The organism is Roseovarius nitratireducens, from assembly GCF_002925845.1.
Taxonomy (GTDB): Bacteria; Pseudomonadota; Alphaproteobacteria; order Rhodobacterales; family Rhodobacteraceae; genus Roseovarius; species Roseovarius nitratireducens.
In genome coordinates, this window is sequence record NZ_PDNI01000005.1 from 42,471 (window position 1) to 62,371 (window position 19,901).

At 62.4% G+C, this 19,901-nt stretch carries 22 protein-coding genes, 1 tRNA gene and 1 pseudogene; 10 read left to right on the forward strand and 14 right to left on the reverse strand.

Going from position 1 to position 19,901, the window contains the following annotated elements; genetic code table 11:
• Positions 1–57 precede the first annotated feature (57 nt).
• Positions 58–609 carry an LOG family protein gene (locus CRJ03_RS00310; protein ID WP_104016929.1) on the forward strand — a complete coding sequence of 184 codons (552 nt, stop codon included), beginning with the start codon at positions 58–60 and terminating at the stop codon, positions 607–609.
• On the opposite strand, the gene rarD is transcribed toward CRJ03_RS00310, so the two are convergent.
• The 7 genes from rarD to CRJ03_RS00345 all read right to left on the reverse strand — a co-directional run bounded on the left by rarD (position 570) and on the right by CRJ03_RS00345 (position 8,096).
• Positions 570–1,466: an EamA family transporter RarD gene (gene rarD, locus CRJ03_RS00315; RefSeq protein WP_104016930.1), complete on the reverse strand. Its 897-nt coding sequence runs from the start codon at positions 1,464–1,466 to the stop codon at positions 570–572. The genes CRJ03_RS00310 and rarD overlap by 40 nt on opposite strands.
• A gap of 99 nt (positions 1,467–1,565) precedes the next feature.
• Positions 1,566–2,021 carry a host attachment family protein gene (locus CRJ03_RS00320; RefSeq protein WP_104016931.1) on the reverse strand — a complete coding sequence of 152 codons (456 nt, stop codon included), beginning with the start codon at positions 2,019–2,021 and terminating at the stop codon, positions 1,566–1,568.
• A gap of 145 nt (positions 2,022–2,166) precedes the next feature.
• Positions 2,167–2,766, reverse strand: a complete 600-nt coding sequence (locus CRJ03_RS00325; protein WP_104016932.1) for a superoxide dismutase — start codon at positions 2,764–2,766, stop codon at positions 2,167–2,169.
• A 110-nt stretch (positions 2,767–2,876) separates the two neighbouring features.
• Positions 2,877–3,446, reverse strand: a complete 570-nt coding sequence (locus CRJ03_RS00330) for a sarcosine oxidase subunit gamma (RefSeq protein WP_104016933.1) — start codon at positions 3,444–3,446, stop codon at positions 2,877–2,879.
• Entirely contained in the window at positions 3,439–6,447 is a 3,009-nt protein-coding gene (locus CRJ03_RS00335; RefSeq protein WP_104016934.1) for a sarcosine oxidase subunit alpha family protein, read from the reverse strand. Before CRJ03_RS00335 ends, CRJ03_RS00330 begins: the two co-directional genes overlap by 8 nt.
• Positions 6,448–6,508: 61 nt before the next feature.
• Positions 6,509–6,838 carry a sarcosine oxidase subunit delta gene (locus tag CRJ03_RS00340; RefSeq protein WP_104016935.1) on the reverse strand — a complete coding sequence of 110 codons (330 nt, stop codon included), beginning with the start codon at positions 6,836–6,838 and terminating at the stop codon, positions 6,509–6,511.
• A 13-nt stretch (positions 6,839–6,851) separates the two neighbouring features.
• Positions 6,852–8,096, reverse strand: a complete 1,245-nt coding sequence (locus tag CRJ03_RS00345; RefSeq protein WP_104016936.1) for a sarcosine oxidase subunit beta family protein — start codon at positions 8,094–8,096, stop codon at positions 6,852–6,854.
• 212 nt (positions 8,097–8,308) lie between these two features.
• Between CRJ03_RS00345 and ccmI the strand changes: the two genes are divergently transcribed.
• The 3 genes from ccmI to CRJ03_RS00360 are packed head-to-tail and all read left to right on the forward strand — an operon-like array spanning position 8,309 to position 10,249.
• On the forward strand, positions 8,309–9,541 hold the full coding sequence (gene ccmI / locus CRJ03_RS00350; protein WP_104016937.1) for a c-type cytochrome biogenesis protein CcmI: 1,233 nt from the start codon (positions 8,309–8,311) through the stop codon (positions 9,539–9,541).
• Positions 9,538–10,023 carry a Holliday junction resolvase RuvX gene (gene ruvX / locus CRJ03_RS00355; RefSeq protein WP_104016938.1) on the forward strand — a complete coding sequence of 162 codons (486 nt, stop codon included), beginning with the start codon at positions 9,538–9,540 and terminating at the stop codon, positions 10,021–10,023. The genes ccmI and ruvX overlap by 4 nt, the downstream gene beginning before the upstream one ends.
• Positions 10,013–10,249, forward strand: coding sequence for a DUF1289 domain-containing protein (locus tag CRJ03_RS00360; RefSeq protein WP_206018265.1), 237 nt, complete (start codon positions 10,013–10,015; stop codon positions 10,247–10,249). The genes ruvX and CRJ03_RS00360 overlap by 11 nt, the downstream gene beginning before the upstream one ends.
• 18 nt (positions 10,250–10,267) lie before the next feature.
• On the opposite strand, the gene CRJ03_RS00365 is transcribed toward CRJ03_RS00360, so the two are convergent.
• Positions 10,268–10,335: transfer RNA gene (locus CRJ03_RS00365), tRNA-Arg, on the reverse strand.
• A gap of 413 nt (positions 10,336–10,748) precedes the next feature.
• Between CRJ03_RS00365 and CRJ03_RS20035 the strand changes: the two genes are divergently transcribed.
• Together CRJ03_RS20035 and CRJ03_RS20040 are read left to right on the forward strand one after the other, a co-directional pair.
• Positions 10,749–11,210 (forward strand): phage integrase central domain-containing protein, encoded by a 462-nt coding sequence (locus CRJ03_RS20035; protein WP_206018266.1) that lies wholly within the window; start codon positions 10,749–10,751, stop codon positions 11,208–11,210.
• The gene (locus tag CRJ03_RS20040; protein WP_206018267.1) at positions 11,144–11,806 is read left to right on the forward strand and encodes a site-specific integrase; all 663 of its coding nucleotides are present in this window, start codon (positions 11,144–11,146) and stop codon (positions 11,804–11,806) included. Before CRJ03_RS20035 ends, CRJ03_RS20040 begins: the two co-directional genes overlap by 67 nt.
• 292 nt (positions 11,807–12,098) lie before the next feature.
• On the opposite strand, the gene CRJ03_RS00375 is transcribed toward CRJ03_RS20040, so the two are convergent.
• The 5 genes from CRJ03_RS00375 to speB all read right to left on the reverse strand — a co-directional run bounded on the left by CRJ03_RS00375 (position 12,099) and on the right by speB (position 16,217).
• Positions 12,099–12,827 carry an amino acid ABC transporter ATP-binding protein gene (locus CRJ03_RS00375; RefSeq protein WP_104016966.1) on the reverse strand — a complete coding sequence of 243 codons (729 nt, stop codon included), beginning with the start codon at positions 12,825–12,827 and terminating at the stop codon, positions 12,099–12,101.
• A 79-nt stretch (positions 12,828–12,906) separates the two neighbouring features.
• Positions 12,907–13,587, reverse strand: coding sequence for an amino acid ABC transporter permease (locus CRJ03_RS00380; protein WP_104016939.1), 681 nt, complete (start codon positions 13,585–13,587; stop codon positions 12,907–12,909).
• Between the two features lie 9 nt (positions 13,588–13,596).
• Complete coding sequence (locus CRJ03_RS00385; protein WP_104016940.1) at positions 13,597–14,259, reverse strand: amino acid ABC transporter permease; 663 nt, start codon at positions 14,257–14,259, stop codon at positions 13,597–13,599.
• Positions 14,260–14,346: 87 nt separating this feature from the next.
• Positions 14,347–15,177 (reverse strand): transporter substrate-binding domain-containing protein, encoded by an 831-nt coding sequence (locus tag CRJ03_RS00390; RefSeq protein ID WP_206018268.1) that lies wholly within the window; start codon positions 15,175–15,177, stop codon positions 14,347–14,349.
• A 59-nt stretch (positions 15,178–15,236) separates the two neighbouring features.
• The gene (gene speB, locus CRJ03_RS00395) at positions 15,237–16,217 is read right to left on the reverse strand and encodes an agmatinase (RefSeq protein WP_104016942.1); all 981 of its coding nucleotides are present in this window, start codon (positions 16,215–16,217) and stop codon (positions 15,237–15,239) included.
• Positions 16,218–16,319: 102 nt separating this feature from the next.
• On the opposite strand from speB, the gene CRJ03_RS00400 reads away from it, so the two are divergent.
• Positions 16,320–17,234 carry a LysR family transcriptional regulator gene (locus tag CRJ03_RS00400; RefSeq protein ID WP_104016943.1) on the forward strand — a complete coding sequence of 305 codons (915 nt, stop codon included), beginning with the start codon at positions 16,320–16,322 and terminating at the stop codon, positions 17,232–17,234.
• Between the two features lie 36 nt (positions 17,235–17,270).
• On the opposite strand, the pseudogene CRJ03_RS00405 reads toward CRJ03_RS00400, so the two are convergent.
• Positions 17,271–17,579: pseudogene (locus CRJ03_RS00405) on the reverse strand (transposase); the annotation flags it as partial.
• Positions 17,580–17,899: 320 nt separating this feature from the next.
• Between CRJ03_RS00405 and CRJ03_RS00410 the strand changes: the two are divergent.
• Genes CRJ03_RS00410 through CRJ03_RS00420 form a run of 3 tightly spaced genes read left to right on the forward strand, consistent with a single transcriptional unit; the run spans position 17,900 to position 19,876 of the window.
• The gene (locus CRJ03_RS00410; protein ID WP_104016944.1) at positions 17,900–18,421 is read left to right on the forward strand and encodes a hypothetical protein; all 522 of its coding nucleotides are present in this window, start codon (positions 17,900–17,902) and stop codon (positions 18,419–18,421) included.
• A 32-nt stretch (positions 18,422–18,453) separates the two neighbouring features.
• The gene (locus tag CRJ03_RS00415) at positions 18,454–18,819 is read left to right on the forward strand and encodes a phage holin family protein (protein WP_206018269.1); all 366 of its coding nucleotides are present in this window, start codon (positions 18,454–18,456) and stop codon (positions 18,817–18,819) included.
• The gene (locus CRJ03_RS00420) at positions 18,809–19,876 is read left to right on the forward strand and encodes a DUF3618 domain-containing protein (protein WP_165375197.1); all 1,068 of its coding nucleotides are present in this window, start codon (positions 18,809–18,811) and stop codon (positions 19,874–19,876) included. Before CRJ03_RS00415 ends, CRJ03_RS00420 begins: the two co-directional genes overlap by 11 nt.
• Positions 19,877–19,901 lie beyond the last annotated feature (25 nt).

Below are 19,901 nucleotides of genomic sequence, written 5' to 3' on the forward strand. Positions count from 1 at the left end.
GCATATCAACAAGGCTATCAGGGGTCAAAGCAACCCTTTGAGCGACAGGAGAAATTCATGACACACGCGGCTGTCTGTGTCTTTTGCGGCGCACGCGAGGGTCATGACCCGTCCTACCTGGCGGCCGCGGAGGAGACCGGGCGGATGCTGGCCGGGAACGGTTGGGAGCTGGTCTACGGCGCGGGCGACGTGGGGTTGATGGGAGCAGTGGCGCGCGCGGCACAGGCGGCAGGCGGGCGCACGCTCGGCGTGATCCCCGCGCATCTGGTGGGACGCGAAGGTGGCAAGCGCGATCTCACCCGTTACGTCGTCACCGAGACCATGCATGAACGCAAGAAAGTGATGTTCATGAATTCCCACGCGATCGTGGTGCTTCCGGGGGGCGCAGGCTCGCTCGACGAACTGTTCGAGGTGCTGACATGGCGCCAGCTAGGCCTACATGAAAAACCGATTTTTCTCCTGAATACTGAAAGTTACTGGATGCCTTTTATCCAGCTTGTCGAGCATGTCATCGCCCGCGGCTTCGCCGATGCGAGTCTGCGGCACATGATCCGCGAGGTGGATGACCCTCAGGCTCTCGGCACCGCCCTGCGCGCTGCCCTGCCCTGACGCAGGCTCGCGGTGGTGTAGATCGCGAGCGCGGTCCAGATCATGGCAAAGGCCACTGCGTGCCAAAAGCTGAACGGCTCGAGGAAGATCAGTGTCGCCACTAGGAATTGCAGGGTGGGGTTCAGGTACTGCACCAGCCCCACCGTGGCCAGCGTGACGCGCTTGGTGGCATAGCTGAACATGATCAGAGGCGTACCGGTGAGGATGCCGGAAAAGGCCAGCAGCAGGCTGTCACGCCAGTTCGCGCCGAACGCACCCTGACCGCCCGAGTGAAAATACCACAGCACCGTCAGCGCGATCGGCGACAAGAGCAGAACCTCGGCGGTGACAGACACCACCGGCCCGACGGAAAGCCCTTTCTTGACAAGACCGTAGAGGCCAAAACTCGATGCCAGCACCAGCGCGATCCACGGCGGCACGCCGAGGCCCAGCGTGAGCGTCACCACCGCGCAGAGCGCCAGCCCCACAGCGAAAAGCTGTGCCCGGCCCAGCCGTTCGCGAAACGCGATCGCCCCGAGCAGCACCGCCACCAACGGGAAGATGTAATAGCCCAGCGACGCCTCCATCGCCTTCCCGATCTGTATCGAGGTGATAAACACGAACCAGTTGGTCGAGATCATCAATGCGGCGAGCGCGATTGACAGCACCGAGCGCCGCCCGGCCAGCGCCCGGCCCAGCATAGAAATCCGCCCCTGCGCCAGTAACACGAGGGCGAAGAAGGCACACGACCAAAGCGTGCGATGCGCCAGGATCTCGATTGGCGGGACATGGGCAAGCAGCTTGTAATAGATGCCCGACAGCCCCCAGACCGTGCAGGTGGCGACCATCGCCACAATCCCCTTGGTCGCCTCGCGCATATGCGGCCCGCTCCTCCTGCCTCGCCCCTCTTGCTGCCCTGCCCGAGCGGCAATGGCAAGAGCGACCAGGCAATGAGGTCCGCCACAGGCCGGCGGGGATCAGCGCGCCGCCAATTCCGCCAGGAGCACTTTTTCCAGCCTATCGCCGGGATGGTTGGTCAGGTCCTTGCCGATCTCGGCCACGACGCATTGCGCGACCTCCTTGTGCAGGTGATCGCGCAGGCCGCCGAGCGTTTTCGGCGGGGCTACGAGGATCAGCCGCTTAAAGGTGCCGCGATGCGCCATCCGGTAGAGGACATCCGCCATGTCCGAGGCGAACCGCGCCTCGTCCAGCTCGTGCCAATCCGCGCCGGATAGGCCCGAGCGCTGCCCCGGCCCGGGATCGGCCATGCGTCCGGGTCGGTCGCTCTGTTGCTCGCGATTCGGGGGCAGGTCCTGTTCCTCGACGCGGCGGATCACGAGATTGGGGGCCTGTGCGTCGGTCACGTTTTCGAGAAACAGCGCCTTTTTCCCGTCTGCCACCAGAACCCAAGTGCCGTGCGAAAGTTCGCTCATCTGCGTCGCTCCTTTTTCTGCGTCTTTGCCGTTCGCCAGTATCGCCCGTTCCGGGCACAGGCGGCGTTGATACGGATCAACCGGATGCGAGAAACCCCGCACCATTGGCGCGGGGTTCCGTGTCCAGGTGCATGGCCGACCGCAATCACATCCGCGAGGCGACGTTTTCCCAGTTCACCAGGTTGTCGAGGAAGTTCTGGAGGTAAGCCGGGCGCTTGTTGCGGAAGTCGATGTAGTAGGAATGCTCCCACACATCACAGCCCAGAAGCGCCGTCTGACCGAAGCAGAGCGGGTTCACACCGTTCTCGGTCTTGGTGACCTTGAGGCTGCCATCAGTATCCTTGACCAGCCAAGCCCAGCCCGAGCCGAATTGACCGGCGCCCGCGGCGGCGAATTGCGATTTGAACTCGTCGAGCGAGCCAAAGCTCTCGTTGATCGCCTTTTCCAGCTCGCCGGGCATGCCGGTGCCGCCGGGGGCCATCATCTCCCAGAACTGGTTGTGGTTCCAGTATTGCGAGGCGTTGTTGAAGATGCCCGATTGCGCCACCGCTTTCGGGTCATAGGTGCCGCGGATGATCTCCTCCACGGATTTGCCTTCCCACTCGGTCCCGGCGATCGCCTTGTTGCCGTTATCGACATAGGCCTTGTGGTGGATATCGTGGTGGTATTCGAGCGTTTCGCGGCTCATCCCGTGATCGGCGAGCGCGTCGTGGGAATAGGGCAGGTCGGGAAGTTCGAAGGCCATGTGGTCCCCCTGTTCGTTGGCGTTGAAATCCTGTGCCCGATACATGGTGACGGGCGCGCTAAAAGGTCAACCCCGCGCGCCGGAGTTTTTCCCTCGGGAATGGCGCCCGCTCAGCCGTAGACGCCCACCTCGCCACCAGGAAGAGCCGCCGTTTTCAAGAGGTTGAAAGCATAATCGCCCACCGAGCGGAAGCACACGAGATGGAAGGTGCCGCCCTCGTCCAGCCAGAAGGCGGCCGGCACCTGCGCCATGCGGGTGCGGCGGAACATGCCGGGGGCAAAGGCGTCAGGCGAGAGATCCACCGGGCAAAGCTTGGCCAGCACCTCGCGCGCGCCCGGCCCCGAAATACGCAAGAAGGTGCGCGCGTCCGAGACGTTGACGGCTAGGAAATGCTGCCCCTCGAGCGCCGCTTCCAGCGTGGCGATGGTCTCGGCCACCTTGTCATAAGGACACATCAAGAGCAGTTCGTCCGGCGACATCCACAACGCCGCGGTTCCCTTCCCGCCCAGCGCCGCGCGTTGCCCGGGGACGTCCAGACCCACGGCTTTCTTGACCGCGGCTTTGACCTCCTTGGAGGTCAGGTCGCCCCGCAGGGTGACCATGCCGGTAGGCCCGGCATCCTCGATGGTGGCGATCCCCTCGAACCGGGCGCCATTCAGGGCGGTCACGGGCTCAACCATTCTGCTTCTCCCCGTCCTTGTCGTAAAACACCTGATCGACGACCTTGGCCTTGATGATGCCGCCGTCGACCTTTGGGAATTCCAGCACTTCGCCCATGCGGTTCGGCCCGTGCAGGACCAGCCCCATGGCGATGCCACGGCCCAGCGTAGGCGAGTGATAGGTCGAGGTCACGCGCCCCTGCACGTTGCGCTGCCCGTTGGCGTTGTGGCCATCCGCCGTGGCATAGGCCCCATCAGGCAGAACCGAGCCGTCGAGCGTTTCCAGCCCCACCAGTTTCCAGCGGTTTGGGTCGGCCATGTGGCTGCGTTCCTGCGCGCGCTTGCCGATATAGTCCTCTTTCTTCTTGGAAATCGCCCAGTCCAGGTTGAGGTCCTGCGGGATGACCGTGCCATCCGTCTCGTCCCCGATCATGATAAAGCCCTTCTCGGCGCGCATGACGTGCATCGCCTCGGTGCCGTAGGGCATGACGCCATACTCGGCCCCCGCCTCCATCAGCGCATCCCACAGCGCGCGGCCATGGCTGGCTGGCACCGAAAGCTCGAAGCTCAACTCGCCAGCGAAGGAGATGCGGAACACGCGCGCGGGGATGCCCGCGACGGTGATCTCGGTCCAGCCCATGAAGGTGAGCGCGTCGGCGCTGATGTCATCATCGGTGAGCTTCTCGATCACCTTGCGCGAGTTGGGGCCGGCGACGCCGACCTGCGCGTATTGCTCGGTGACATTGGCGGTGTAGACCTTCCAGTCCCACCACTCGGTCTGGAGCCATTCCTCCATGTGACCATGGATCGATTCCGCCCCGCCGGTGGTGGTGTGGCAAAGGAAGGTCTGCTCGTCGAGCCGCGCCACCACGCCGTCATCCATCAGGAAACCGTTCTCGTTACACATCAGGCCGTAGCGGCAGCGACCCGGCTTCAGCGTGGACATCATGTTGGTATAGAGCATGTCCATGAAGCGGCCCGCATCCGCGCCCTTGACGATGATCTTGCCCAGCGTCGAGGCATCGAGCAACCCGAGGCTGTCGCGGGTCTGGGCAATCTCGCGGTTCACAGCCTCGTGGCGCCCCTCTTCGCCCTTGGGGAAGCAATAGGGGCGACGCCATTGGCCGACCGGCTCGAAATCCGCGCCGTTGGTTTCGTGCCAGCCCTGCATCGGTGTCTTGCGGATGGGCTGGAAATTGGCCTTGGTCGCCTCGCCCGCGATCGAAGACAGCGAAATCGGCGTGTAGGGCGGGCGGAACGTGGTGGTGCCCGTCTGTGGGATCGGCTGGCCCAGCGTGTCCGAGAGAATCGCCAGACCGTTGATATTGCTCAGCTTGCCTTGGTCTGTGGCCATGCCCAGGGTGGTGTAGCGCTTGGCGTGCTCGACGCTCTCATAGCCCTCGCGGGCGGCGAGCTGCACGTCCGACACCTTCACGTCGTTCTGATAATCGAGCCACGCCTTCATCCGCAGCTTGTAGCCCGCGCCCTGCGGCATGAGCCAGACGGGCTGCATCGGCGCTTCCGGCGACGCGCTGCCCTGGGGCGCCTTGCCCTTGGGCTTGGCCCCCGTGGCCTTGGCCGCGGCCTGTCCCGCGGCGTGGGCGTCGGCCACGACGCTGGCCAGATCGCCCGCACCGTTTGCGGACCCGGCGGGGATAACGAAGCCCTCTCCGCGCGCGCCGCGCGGCGGGTTCTCGGGATCGGGGCGGAAATGGGCCTGTGCGTCGTCCCAGACGAGCTTGCCCCCGCAATGCGACCACAGGTGCACCACCGGCGACCAGCCGCCCGACATGGCGACAACATCACAGGCGATTTCCTCCAGCGCCGCGCCCTCGCCCGCCTGCGCGCAGATCGCGACGCCGGTGACGTGCTTGCCGCCCTTGACCTTTGCGATGCCCTTTCCGTTCTCGATGCGAATGCCCAACGCGCGCGCCTCCTCGGCCAGCGCGCCGCCGCCCTGTTGGCGCGCGTCGAGGATCGCGGGAATCTCGAGACCCAGCTTCTTGAGCGTGATAGCCGTGCGGTAGGCGTCGTCATTGTTGGTCACGACCACGGTGCGGTCGCCGATGGAAACGCCGTAATCCACCGCGTAATCGCGCACCGCCGAGGCGAGCATGACGCCGGGAATGTCGTTGCCCGCGAAGCTCAGCGGGCGCTCGATGGCCCCCGTCGCGGTGACAATCTGGCCTGCACGGATGCGCCACAGCCGGTGGCGAGGGGCATCGCTGCCCGGCGCGTGATCGCTCACCCGCTCGTAGCCAAGCGCATAGCCGTGGTCGTAGACACCCGCACCCATGCACCGGGTGCGCAGGGTGACGTTGGGCATGTCTTGCAGTTTTGCAATCGTGGCGTCGATCCACGCCTCGACGGGCTGGCCGTCCACCTCGCCGCCATCGACGGGCGCGCGCCCGCCCCAATGGGCGGTCTGCTCGATCAGCATGACCTTCGCGCCCGCCTCTGCCGCGGCAAGCGCAGATTGCAACCCGGCCACACCGCCGCCAACCACGAGCACATCGCAGAAATAGTAGAAATGCTCGTAACGGTCGGGATCGCCGGGGTTCGGTGCCTTACCGAGCCCCGCCGACTGGCGGATGAAGGGCTCGTAGACATGCTTCCAGAACGGGCGCGGGTGGATGAACATTTTGTAGTAGAAACCCGCGGGCAGGAAGCGTGCAAAGTGGGTGTTGACCGCACCGATATCGGTCTCGAGGCTGGGCCAGTGGTTCTGGCTGACAGCCACAAGCCCGTCGAAAAGCTCGGTCGTGGTGGCGCGCTGGTTGGGTTCGAACCGCGTGCCTTCGCCCAAACCCACGAGCGCGTTGGGCTCTTCCGCCCCGCTCGCCACAACACCGCGCGGGCGGTGATACTTGAACGAGCGGCCCATCAGCATCTGGCCGTTGGCCAGCAGCGCCGAGGCGAGCGTGTCGCCCGGATGGCCCTGCATCCGCTTGCCGTTGAAGGTGAATTCCTGCGCGCGACCGCGATCGAGACGGCGGCCGCCGGTGGCCAGACGTGTGCTCATGTGCCAGACCTCTTGCCCGTTGCGGGCGTGATGAGTTGGGTATTTTTGCCAAGAAGAAGAGTCATGCGAACTCCCTCCATCTCCAGCCGGGGCGCTTGGCGGTGATCGCATCGCGGATGTCCTGCGGCGGCTCCAGCGTCTGAGCTGGATAGCTGCCGTAGACCTCCAGCGTCATGGTATCGCGCGCCGCGTGAAACCACTTGCCGCAGCCGTTATTGTGCCGCCAGCGCTCGAAATGCACACCCTTGGGGTTCTCCTTGGCAAAGAGATAGGTGTGAAAGTCATCGTCCGAGGAACCGGGGCCGAAGCGCTTTAGATGCGCCTCGCCGCCCTGGTGAAACTCGGTCTCCTCGGCGGTGACGCCGCAGCAGGGGCAGGTGAGGATCAGCATTTTCCATCCCTCCTTAGTGGGCGACGCCGGCGGCGACGGATTCATCGATGAACCGGCCCTGGTAGAACCGGTCGAGGCCGAACTCGTCGCAGAGCGGCGAGTGCCCCTTGGCCATCAATTCGGCAAAGCCCCAGCCGGAGCCCGGGATTGCCTTGAACCCGCCGGTGCCCCAGCCCGCGTTGATGAAGATACCCTCGACGGGCGTTTTTGACAGGATGGGCGAGCGGTCGCCGGTGACGTCCACGATGCCGCCCCACTGGCGTAGCATCTTGAGCCGGGCGACCATCGGGAAGGTCTCGACCAGCGCGCGCACGGTTTCCTCGATATGGTGGAACGAGCCGCGCTGCGTGTAGTTGTTGTAGCCGTCGGTGCCACCGCCGATCACCATCTCGCCCTTGTCCGACTGGCTCATGTAGCCGTGCACGGTGTTGGCCATGACGATACAATCCATGCAGGGCTTGATCGGTTCGGAAACGAGCGCCTGAAGCGCCACGCTCTCGATCGGCAGGCGGAAGCCCGCCATGTCGGCGAGGTGGCCCGAGTGACCGGCCACCACGATGCCCAGCTTGTCGCAGTCGATATCGCCGCGATTTGTGGTCACACCGGTGACCTTGTCGCCGTCGCGGCGGATGCCGGTCACCTCGCATTTCTGAATGATGTCCATGCCCATCGCCGAGCACGCCCGCGCATAGCCCCAGGCCACGGCATCGTGACGTGCGGTGCCCGCCCGCGCCTGCCACAGCCCGCCCAGGACCGGGTAGCGCGGCCCGTCGAGGTTGATGATCGGCACGATCTCCTTGACGCGCTGCGGGGTGATGAACTCGGTCGTCACGCCCTGCAACGCGTTGGCCTGCGCCGTGCGCTTGTAGCCGCGCACCTCGTGCTCGGTCTGCGCCAGCATGATGACGCCGCGGGGCGAATACATGATGTTGTAGTTGATATCCTGGCTCAGCGTCTCGTAGAGCGAGCGCGATTTCTCGTAAATCGCCGCCGACGGGTCCTGGAGATAGTTGGAGCGAATGATGGTGGTGTTGCGGCCCGTGTTGCCGCCGCCCAGCCAGCCCTTTTCCAGCACCGCCACGTTGGTGATGCCGAAGTTCTTGCCGAGGTAATAGGCGGTTGCAAGGCCATGCCCGCCCGCGCCGATTATGATGACGTCATAGCGCTTCTTTGGCTCGGGCGAGGCCCAGGCGCGTTCCCACCCCATGTGGTCGCGCAGGGCCTCTCGGGCGACGGCAAAGACGGAATAGCGTTTCATGCGCGGGGTGTCCTTTCCGGGGATTCGCGGGCCGGTAACGATGCGAAGGTAATGCGACGGGCGCGCGGGCGAAAGGTGACCGAGGGCGGCGCTTCGCCCGCAAATTGCGACATTGCGACATCGCAGCGCGGGGCTTGGGCCCGGATACGCGGCTTTGCCCCTTTTTTCCGCGCGCGCTGCGCTTTAGATGGGGGTGAGAGAGGATGACGATCATGAGCTTCTGGATCATCGCGGCGGCGCTCGCTATCGGCACCGGGCTGCTTCTGGCGCTGACAGCGCTGGGCGGGCGTGCGGGGGCCGAGCCGCCCGTTTCCTACGATCTGCGCGTCTATCGCGACCAGCTGCGCGAGATCGAGCGCGACGCAGGCCGTGGCGTGATTGCCGACGGAGAGGCCGAGCGGCTGCGCGCCGAGGTCTCGCGCCGCATCCTTGCCGCCGATGCGCAGCTGCGCGCGGGCGGGGCGACCGCCGGTCAGCCGCGCATCGCCGGACGAGCCGGGGCGCTCGTGGCGATGGTGCTGGTCGCTTGCGGCGGGCTGGCGCTCTATGCCGCGCTTGGCGCGCCAGGCTACGGCGACATGCCGCTTGCCGCACGGATCGCCGCCTCCGAAGAGGCGCGCGCCGAGCGGCTCAGACAAGAGGCTGCCGAGGCCCGCTTCGGCCCTGGAGAGATAGCCCCGCCGGAAGGAACGAGCCAAGAGCATCTCGAACTGGTGGAGCAGTTGCGCAAGGTGGTGGCGGCTCGGCCCGAGGATCAGCAGGGGCTGCGGTTCCTGGTGCGCAGCGAGGCCGCACTGGGGCGCATCGTGGCGGCGCGCAAGGCGCAGGAGAAGCTCGTCGCGCTACGCGGCGACGCCGCGAGCGCCACCGATCACGCAACGTTGGCCGAATTGATGATCGAAGCGGCGGGAGGTTATGTCTCGACCGACGCGGCGGGGGTGCTGCGCGCCGCGCTCGAGCGCGATCCGCGCGCGCCCACCGTGCGGTTCTATCTGGGCGTCTGGCATTTGCAGCTCGGTCGACCCGACCTCGCATTCCCCGTCTGGCGCGACCTGCTGGAGGACAGCACCCCTGACGCGCCTTGGGTGCCCGCGATCCGCGCCGAGATCGGCGAAATCGCACAGCGCGCGGGCGTGCGCTATACCCCGCCCGAAGAATCCGAAGGGCGCGGGCCGTCTGCCGCCGACATGGAGGCCGCCGGCGACATGGACCCCGAGGCGCGCGCCGCTATGATCCGCGGCATGGTTTCACGGCTGTCCGAGCGGCTCGCAACCGAAGGTGGCCCACCCGAGGACTGGGCACGGCTCATCAACGCCTATGGCGTGATGGGCGAAACGGCGCAAGCCCGGCGCATCTGGACCGAGGCGCGCGAGACCTTTGGCGGCGATGCCCGCGCGCTCGGCATTCTGCGCACGGCGGCAGAGGCCGCAGGCGTGACCGAATGATCTGCGAGGACATCGCCGACTTCGCCGTCGCGCTCGCGCCCGAACGCGGGGTGATGGGGCTCGATCTTGGCACCAAGACCATCGGCGTGGCCCTCTCCGACCGGCTCTTGTCGAGCGCGAGCGCAGTCGAGACCGTCAAGCGGCGCAAGTTCACCGTTGATGCGGCGCGTCTGCTGGAGATCGCGGCGGCGCGCGAGGCGGGCGGCGTCCTGCTGGGCCTGCCGCGCAATATGGACGGCTCGGAGGGCCCGCGTGCCCAATCCACCCGCGCCTTCGCTCGCAATCTCTCACAGCTCACCGATCTGCCCATCGGATTCTGGGACGAGCGCCTGTCGACCGTAGCCGCTGAACGCGCGCTCCTGGAGGCGGATACGACACGCAAACGTCGCGCAGAGGTCATCGATTCGGTCGCCGCCGCCTATATCCTGCAAGGGGCGCTGGACCGTATGCGCCATATGAGGACCGAGCAGCATGGTGGATGATGTCTGGAACCGCGACGAGGTAGAGAGCCCCTGCGTGCGCGTCTGCGTCGTCCACCCGGAGGCGCGCATCTGCACCGGCTGCCTGCGCTCCATCGACGAGATCACCCGTTGGTCAAAGATGAGCGCGGATGAACGCCGCGCCATCATGGCCACCCTGCCCGACCGCGCCGACCTCCTGAAGAAACGCCGCGGCGGTCGCGCCGCGCGCATGGCGCGAGGCGGATGATGGCGTCCAGCTGTCGGCTGGCGATCCCGCGAGGACTCGAACCCCGAACCTGCTGATTAGAAGTCAGCTGCAATATCATTCTGTACGCGTTGATTTAGTGACAAACTGCAAATTAGTAACCTATAAACCATTGATTTACCTTCTGTCGAACTGCATGTAAACTGACACCAGACGACATGCTGCGCCATTTGATACGGTTTCGGTCAATGACAAATCCGGTGACAAATCGCAGCACAAGTATCAAGGGAATATGACCGTAGGCAAACTGACAGATGGTAAGAGCGGCACGATTGCGAAGGCCGAGACGCCCACAAAGGGGTAGCGTTTCATCTGGGACGATCACCGGGACGCACCGCGCGGCTTTGCGTTGCTGATCACCGCGGCGGGCGGAAAAGCGTTCGTGCTGCAATACGTGGTGGAGGGAAAACAGCGACGCAAGGTGATCGGCGCATGGCCGACCTAGACGCTCGAAGCCGCGCGGGCCGAGGCGCGCGAGCTGATGCAAAGGATCGACCGGGGCGACGATCCGCTAGAGGCAAAGAGACGCCGAAAAGCAGGACCGACAATGAGTGACCTCGCCAGCGAATGGCTCGACAAACAGACCGGGCTAAAGAGCATCTGGACAATTCGCGGGCTGGTGAAGAACGATATCTTGCCGACGCTTGAGGACTTGAAGGTTACGGACGTGAGACGCCGCGACGTGATCGACATGGTAGAGGCCAAGGCGGAAAAGGCACCGCGCAGCGCGGCGCAGCTTTTGATCTACACACGTAGAATTTTGTCCTATGCCGCAGACCGCGAGATTATCTTGGCGAACCCGGTTGCCGATCTGAAACCGACCTCCATCACGGTCAAGGGCCGAAAAACCCGCTCAAGGCCAAGCCGCGCACCCGAGTGCTGGACCACGACGAAATCCGCGACTTTTGGACCAATTCCGAGACATGCGGGCTGCACCGCCTGACGGCGCTCTGCCTCAAGCTGGTGCTGGTGACGGGGCAGAGGCCCGGAGAAGTTGCCGGCATGCGCGAGGATGAAACTTCGGGCCGCTGGTGGACGATACCGGCAAGTCGCAGGGGCAAGACGGAGACGGATCAAGCGGTTTATCTAACCGACACCGCCATGCAGATCATTGCAGACGCCAAGACGGAACTGGAACGCCTGCACAAGCGCAGAGAAGAGCAGCGGAGCGGTTTTATCTTCGAAGGAAGGCCCGGTGCGCCGATCAAGAATACGGGCCTCGCACAGGCCGTTTTGCGGGTTCGAGAGGCTCTTGGCGACCGAGGCGTGACGGACGAGCGCGGACGTTGGCGTCCACACGATCTGAGGCGCACCATGCGTACGGAATTGAGCGCTTGCAAGGTGAGGCCGGATATAGCCGAGATCGTCACCGGTCATGTGATCCCGGGCATCCGAGGCGTTTATGATCGGCACGACTTCAAAGATGAACGGCAGGCTGCGCTAGAGGCATGGGACGCCCGACTATCGCGGATCGTGACCGGACAAGACCCGGACGCGGCGCGGGCCAACAACGTGTTGAGGCTTGAGGTCGCAAAGTGATATGCCGCAAGATGACGGCTATCCTTGGTAGTCGATTTGTCCTGTGAATCGGCCAGCAAAAAAAGCCCCCGATGAGCGAGAACCATCTTGGGGCACGCTGCCGGACAAGAAGGTTGTCGCTCATCTGGTGTGAAGCATACGACTTGATCTGACGAAAACTTACGAAGCACCGTCCTCGTTCGCTTGCGGGACATAGGTCACATAAAAACTCTTGACCATTCGATGTCTTGAAGTCGGTCACCGGGATGTCAGACCTCAAGCGTGAGTTCTGCAAGGCCCATCCGAACCAAAATCAATGTTGCAGGATTTGCTTCAAGAATTTTTTCGTTCTTTCGTTCTGTGGGTGGTTGAAAAATGAGACGGGATCACCCTCTTCGACGATCCGGCCCTGATCCATGAACACCACCCGGTCGGCGACCTTTCGGGCAAATCCCATCTCGTGGGTCACGCAGATCATGGTCATGCCTTCCCGTGCCAGTTCCGCCATCGTGTCGAGCACTTCGCCGATCATTTCCGGATCGAGCGCAGAGGTAGGCTCGTCGAACAGCATGATGCGGGGCTGCATGCACAGGGCGCGCGCGATCGCCACGCGCTGCTGCTGCCCTCCTGACAGCTGGCTGGGGTATTTGTCGGCCTGATCAGGGATCTGCACCTTTTCCAGATAACGCTGCGCCAGCCGCTTGGCCTCGGCGCGCGACGTTCTCCGGACCGACATCGGCGCGAGCAGGCAATTCTCCATCACGGTCAGATGCGGGAACAGGTTGAACTGCTGGAAACACATGCCGACCTCCGACCGGATCTGGTCGATGTTCTTGACATCTTCGGTCAGCGGGATGCCATCGACGATGATATCGCCCTCCTGGTGCTCTTCCAGCCGGTTAATGCACCGGATCAACGTGGATTTTCCCGACCCCGAAGGACCACATATGACGATCTTCTCGCCGGACCGAACGCTCAGGTTGATATCGGTCAAAACCTGAAAGGTGCCATACCATTTGTTCATTCCCCGGATATCGACCATGGTCTTATCCTCGGCGCGGGCGGGTTCGACGGCGATGTCCTGACCTGTTTCCATTGAGTTCGGCATCCTTTTCATGGGCCTAGCGTATGGCGATGGGGATTCTGATGTGCTCCACCTCGATCCGAGACTGCAAAATAGCGGTCAGTTTCAGAAAGACGATTGATATACCCCAGTAGATCAAGGCAATCGTCGTAAAGGTTTCGACAGGGGTAAATGTGCGCCCGTTGATCTCATGAGCGGCGTAGGTCAACTCGGCGACGGTGATCATCGACAATAACGAGGATTCCTTGATCATCGTCAGGGCAATATTGGTGGCAGGCGGAAATACATAGCTGTAAAGCTGCGGAAAAATGACCCGCCGCATGTAAAATCCGTATTTCAATCCCAGCGCCTTGGCCGCGTCGAACTGCCCTTGGGAAACAGCCTCCACCCCACCGCGAAAAACCTCGGCGAAATAGGCGCCGCCATAGATCGACAGGCATATGAATCCAGTGGTTAGACCCGACAACCTGACGCCGTAGAACGGAAGCGCGTAGAACACCATGAAGATCAGGATGAGCAAGGGGATATTGCGCATGACCTCGATATAAGCAATCGCGGGCCAGCGCAGCAGCCGGGCTTTCGAAATCCGGAGCAGGCACACGAACACCCCGATACATATCCCGACCGGTATCGCGATCACCGAGATCAGAAGCGTGTTGAGAATGCCTTCAATCAGGATATCCCGATTGTTCCAGACTGCCATGAAGTCGAACGTCATTGCTCGCTCCTAAAGACGATATTTCATTGAACGACGCTGGAGGTATTCTCCGTACTGGCTGACCGAAAAGCAGATGACGAAATATATCAGCGCGGCGAGCAGCAATACTTCGACGGGACGAAAGGTTTCATTGTACAGCATCTGCGAGGCACGGGTCAGCTCGACCACCGTGATCGTGGACAAGAGCGGCGTGATCTTGATTACCATGGTGAACTCGTTTACCAGGAGCGGGATCACGGAATTGAAAACCTGCGGCAAGATAATCTTGAACCAGATCTTGTGTCTGGCTAGCCCCAACGCCTCGGCGGCTTCCCATTGCCCCTTCGGGATGCGGGTCAATCCGCCGCGCAGGATCTCGGCGACATAGGCACCGCTGTTGAACCCGACGGCCATCACCCCGGCCGTTAGCGGCCCGACATTGATCCCCGATAGCGGCGCAAGCGCATAGTAGAATACCAGGATCTGGACCAGCGCAGGCGTTCCGCGGATAAAGCTGCCGTAGATGCCGACAAACTTTCGAACAAGCCAGAACCGGCTGTTTCGCATCAGCAACAAGGCCGTGCCTACGGCAATCCCGAGGCCACAAGCGAGGAGCCCGACAAAAATCGTATAGAGCGCGCCCCAGAACAATGGCCCCGTTTTCGGGATGATCTCTATGAATTGCAGGTCCATGCTCGATGCTTTCGACTGGATTGGTCAAGGCCCGGAAACCCGCCCCCTCGAAAAGAGGCGGGGCCCTTCCGGGCGGATGTGCACACTTCAGAGAGCGCCTTCGGGCAGGTAATCCTCGGGAATTTCCATCTCGAAGCCGAACCACTTCATCTGCAACTCTTTCAGGGTTCCCGCCTGATCGAGCTTGGTAATCGCCTCGTTGACACGGTCCCGCAGGTCGGCCCCGTCAGGATGCGCCACCCAGGCAAACACCGTCCCGTTGCCGATCATGCCGAGCTTGGCGTAGGTGTCCGGGCGCTGCTTTTGCATGGAGGCCAGCGAGAATGACGGTATCGTGCCGATGTCAATCTGGCCGCTGGCCAGCGCCAGCCGCATGTCGTCTGTCGACTTGAAGCCGCGAATACCAGCAAACCCCGATCCGCCATTTGCCTTCAGCTCCGCGTCTAGGGCTTCAACTTCCTGCGCCTGGGACGATCCCAGTTCCACGCCGACCAGCTTGCCATTCACGTCGCCAAGGCCGGACATGCTGTCGTCGCCATGCCGTTTGACCAGCATCGTTTGGGCGACGGCCAGCGGGCGGGTAAAGGCATACTTGTTCACACGATCAGGCTTGATCGCGACCGAGGTCGCAACAAGATCGTATTTCTTGGCCAGAACGCCGGCCAATATGCCGTCCCAGGGCAGCTGAAGCTGTTCCAGTTCGACCCCCATATCGGCGACAACCAGGTCGAGCACATCCTTGCCATATCCGACGATCTTGCCGTCTTCGAGATACTCCATCGGCGGATAGGCAACCTCGGTCGCGACCGTGAGCTTGCCACTGGCGATCACGCTGTCCAGGCTGCCTTGGGCAACGGCTGGCGTGCTCAGCGCCAGGGCGGTGACACAGGCGAACACTCCCCTGGCCAATGCTGTCATGCGAAAATACGTCGGTTTCATTTTGGTCTCCATGTTGGTTGATTTTGGTATTCTCGGGATCAGGAACAGGCTCTTGCGTTCTGTGCCGTTGCGAGGACACACAGCAGTTCGAACATGATGGATACCCCCACCCAGGCCGTTCCACCGGACGGATCGAATGGCGGAGAGACTTCGACCAGATCAGCTCCGATCAGGTTGAGCCCGTCAAGCGCCCGAACCATTTGTTGGGCCTGAAAGCTTGTAAAGCCGCCGATTTCCGGCGTCCCCGTTCCGGGCGCAAAGGACGGGTCGATCCCGTCGATGTCAAAGCTGACATAGGTCTCCCCGCCGCCCACGATCTCTCGCGCTTCTTCCATGACCGACGGCACGCCACGCTCGAACAGTTCCTCGATTTCGACGATCCTGACTCCCTGGTCCAGCGCCCAGTCGAAATCAGAAGTTTCATATTTCACTCCGCGAATGCCGATCTGGATCGTCCGCTCTGGGTCCAGGAGCCCCTGCTCGATCGCGCGCCGGAACGGGGTGCCATGCGTATACTTGCTGTCCCCGAAATAGGCATCGTTCATATCGGTATGCGCATCGAAATGAATCATCCCCACGGCCCCCTCGCGGCCCAGCGCACGCAGGATCGGGTAGGAAATCAGATGATCCCCCCCCGCCGACAACGGCACAATGCCCTTGTCCGACATCTCGTTGTAGAAACCGGTGATCAGATCGAGGCTTTGCATGAGGTCGATCGGGTTGACTGGCGCATCCCCCAGATCGGCGCAATTGACGAGCGCGAAAGGGTTCACGCCGCTGCGCGGATGGGTGGTTCGGATCATCGTGGACAGATCGCGCAGTTGCCGCGGCCCGTGGCGCGGCCCGGGCCGGTTCGAGGTGCCGCCATCAAAGGGAACCCCGACAATGCCGATATCCGTCTTGGCGGCCCGAGGGCTGTCCAGTTCCAGATGCGGAAGCCGCATAAAGGTCGGCATCCCGGCAAACCGCGCGGTCTTCATCCCCGGAATGGGCTGAAATTCCGTGTCTTTTGGCTTCATCAGCCCCACTCCCTCGTTATGGTATAGCTAGGAGGTTGACACATGCCATCAGTTTAATAAACGTGAACTTATAGAAATTCAGTTTGAGATGTTCATACATAAATGCCAAGTTCGCCAATCGCAGACGTTGACATCAAGCTGTTGCGCGTCTTTTGCACGATCGTGGAATGCGGTGGTTTCGCCTTGGCGCAAGCTGAGCTGAACCTGTCGCGCTCCACCATCAGCACGCATATGTCCAATCTGGAAACGCGGCTCGGGTTCAAACTGTGCAGTCGCGGGCGTGCCGGGTTCGCGCTGACCGCGCGAGGCCTGGCGGTGTATGACGCCGCGCGCACCATGCTGTCATCAATCGATGAGTGTCACGCCCAGATAGGGCAGATCAAGGAGCGGATCGTCGGAGAGGTGGCTATCGGGGTGGTCGACAACCTGATCACCAACACCGAGTGTCGCCTGCGGGATGCGGTCCGCGTCGCAATCACCGCAGCGCAGGATCTGAAAATCGTGCTGCGGATCGGCCCGCCCGATCATATCGAAGAGCAGCTCGTGCGCGGGCAGGTCCACCTGGCGATCACGCCTCAGTTCCAAGCCCGCAAGGGCGTATCGCAAGTGCCGCTCTTCGTCGAGAAGCAGCGGCTGGTCTGCGGCAGGGGCCATCCCCTGTTCGATCTGGATGAGGATGAAATGACGCCGGAACTGATCGCAGAGCAAGGCTCCGTGCGGCGTGGATTTGTGTCACCCCTTACGCCATATTCTTCTTCTTTCAATCGCCCCGCCCTCGCTGTCTCGCATCAGATGGAGGGGATCGCGCATTTCATACTCAGCGGCAATTACGTCGGCTTCTTGCCCGAAGTCTACGCCCGTTATTGGCTTGAGCGTCACGAAATGCGTATCATTCGGGCTGACCTCTTCAGTTTTGATGTTCCAATATGTGTATCACGCCATGAAGGCCTACGACACACGCTCGCCGCCGCGCATGTATATGATACTATTCTCAGTGTTCACAAAGTTTCCGAATAATAAGGAAGTTGTGGTCCAACCCCGAACCTTCTACCGCCGTTGGCGGATCTTCGACCACCACTCCGTCACCTTGCCAGCTTCATCCTCGATCCGGGCGCGCGGCACCCGCACCGTCTCGGTCCCGAAGGTGCCGGTGAGCTGTCGTTCGCGGTGCCCGTGGCGATAACCCTTCGCAGGGCCGTTGCCTCGACCGTAACGAAGCCGGCCGAGAAAGAGGGCCAGCTCCTCTTCGAACACGACCTCGATGGTCGCGCGGACGTTCGCCCGCAGTCGATCCTCGATCGGGTCAAACCCGGCTTCCGCGGACAGTAGCGCAAAGCTCGCAGTATCGGTATTCTGGTTCATGGCGTGATCTCCCTGGCGGTTGCCACCGCCGGTTGGGTGGTTGCAAGTCACCCGGAGATTACGCCGCCCTCGAATTTCCACCAACTCCGCGCCACGACCTGGTCCATGCGGTTTCAGATACTCAAGCGTCGAAGCGCTCGCCAAACATTATGGCGACAGTTCTTCCTCGAACCATCCGTCCCAATACTTTTGGAACGCGGAGGCAGCACCGGTGTTGTCATGGCAGAGTTCAGCAAACCGAAAGAAACTTCTCCAGTGCGAACGCGTGAGCTTCCAGAACCAGTTCTGCCCGCACATTCGTCGCAAGAAAGGCAACCCCGATGACCGACGAACACAAGGCGACAACCTCTGCCTCTTCGAAACAGGCAGACTCAACAATCAAGAGTGTGGCATCCGATATCAAAGCTGCGACCAATCAAAAGTTCGACGAGGCCGTGAAAGAAGTTCGCACGCAGGCCGATGGCGCAAAGGCGGATGCGGCGAACGAGGTCAACGACGTGGCCACGTCTCTGCGGCGCGCCTCCGAGGACATGCGTGACGGTTCGGCACAGGAGCGGACGCTTGCACAGATCGCCAGAAGTCTGGCCGACGCCTCGGATGCGATCCGTGACAAGGATCTTGGCGAGATTTCCCAAGATATCAGGAAGGTTGCCCGCGATAATCCGGTTCTGTTCCTCGGTGGTGCCGCGCTTCTGGGTTTTGCAGCCAGCCGATATGCCAAGGCTTCAGGCAACCACGCGAACGGCTCGGACACGCCAAGTTCCATGACTCCGGAGGCACAGGCCAGAGACTTCGTGGGCGAAGGCAATCCGAACACAACGCCCGCTGGTGTCGAAACATGACAACCACGAGCAACCCAAGATCCACCGGTGAGATGATGAACGACCTCCTCGCGAATGTCAGCAGCCTGGTGCGCCATGAGGCGGATCTTGCCCGCACGGAAATCGCCGACGACGTGAAGAAGGTTGGCGCATCTTTCGGCACCATGGCGCTGGCTCTTGTTCTGGCGATTACCGGTCTCAACGTTCTCGCCACCTCGCTCGTCGCGCTGGTAATCTGGGCGGGACTGCCGCCGCTTTGGGCCACTGTCCTTGTCGGCGCGGGCCTGCTTTTGATCGCACTGATCCTGTTTTATTCCGCAAAGTCCGCTCTGCAACAGATCGGCTTCGTGCCGACTCGCACCGCGCAGAATGTCAAGCGCGATGCCGCAACCATCAAGGACACGTTCAATGACAAATGACGCCCGCACCTCCGACGACATCGAACGCGAGATCGCCGATGATCGCGCTCAGATAAGTGACACGTTCGACGATCTGCGTCAGAAATTCTCGGTCGACGCAATTATGAACGACGTCGGAACCATGTTCCGCGAACAGGGCGGAGAGCTTGGTCGAAAGGTCAGCGATACCATGGGTCGTAACCCGACGGCCGTCGTTCTTGTCGGGGTTGGTCTTGCATGGCTTTTGCTGGGTCAGGATCGCAAGACCTCTGCAAACCATACGGAAAGCCCGTCGGGTCGGGCGTCCGGCAGTCGCCGCGCTCCGCCCGAGCCTACCCCTTTGGATCGTGATCCATTGCAGATGGATCGCTCGAATAATGGCGGTTTGCCCGACGATTGCGCCTGGTATGGCGACGGTACGGTGTCGTGTAATCGCCGGTTTGAAGGTCAGGCCAGCCGGGATGGGGCCGAAACCTCGTCAGGCAACGATGACGCCGCCAAGGGCAAAACGGGGGCGGCCCGCAATGCCGCAACTGCCGCTCGCGACACGGTTTCAGACGCTGCAGGCAAAGTCGGCCATGCGACATCCAACCTGACAGAGCGGCTGTCGCAGGATCTGGACGACCTCACGGAAGAGGCAAAGTCCCGGGTGGTGTCGGCACGCCGTGCCGCGCACGAGGCTCGCCTGTCATCCGGCGATGCCCTGCGCCGGGGCTCCCGCCAGGCGTCAAATTTCTTCGAGGATCAGCCCCTTGTCGTCGGTGCCCTGGCCGTGGCGGTGGGTGCTGCGATCGGAGGTATGCTGCCCAACAGCAAGGTCGAGGATGACGCCGTGGGCGAAAGCAGCGACCGGCTATATGCACGGGCGCAGGAGATGCTTCAGGAAGAACGGGACAAGGCCAAGGCAGTGCTTCGGACTGTCGCAACAGATGTGAAAGAAGAAATCCAAGGAGCCAAGTCAGATGCGAAGGTCGCGGGCGACAAGGTTGCTGACCGCGCCTCAGAGTCGGCGGAGCGCGTCGTGGAGAGCGCAAAGGGCGAGGCCGAGAAGCAGGGTCTCGGTCGACGCAAAAGCTGAGGCATAGGCCGGGAAGGCCCCTGTG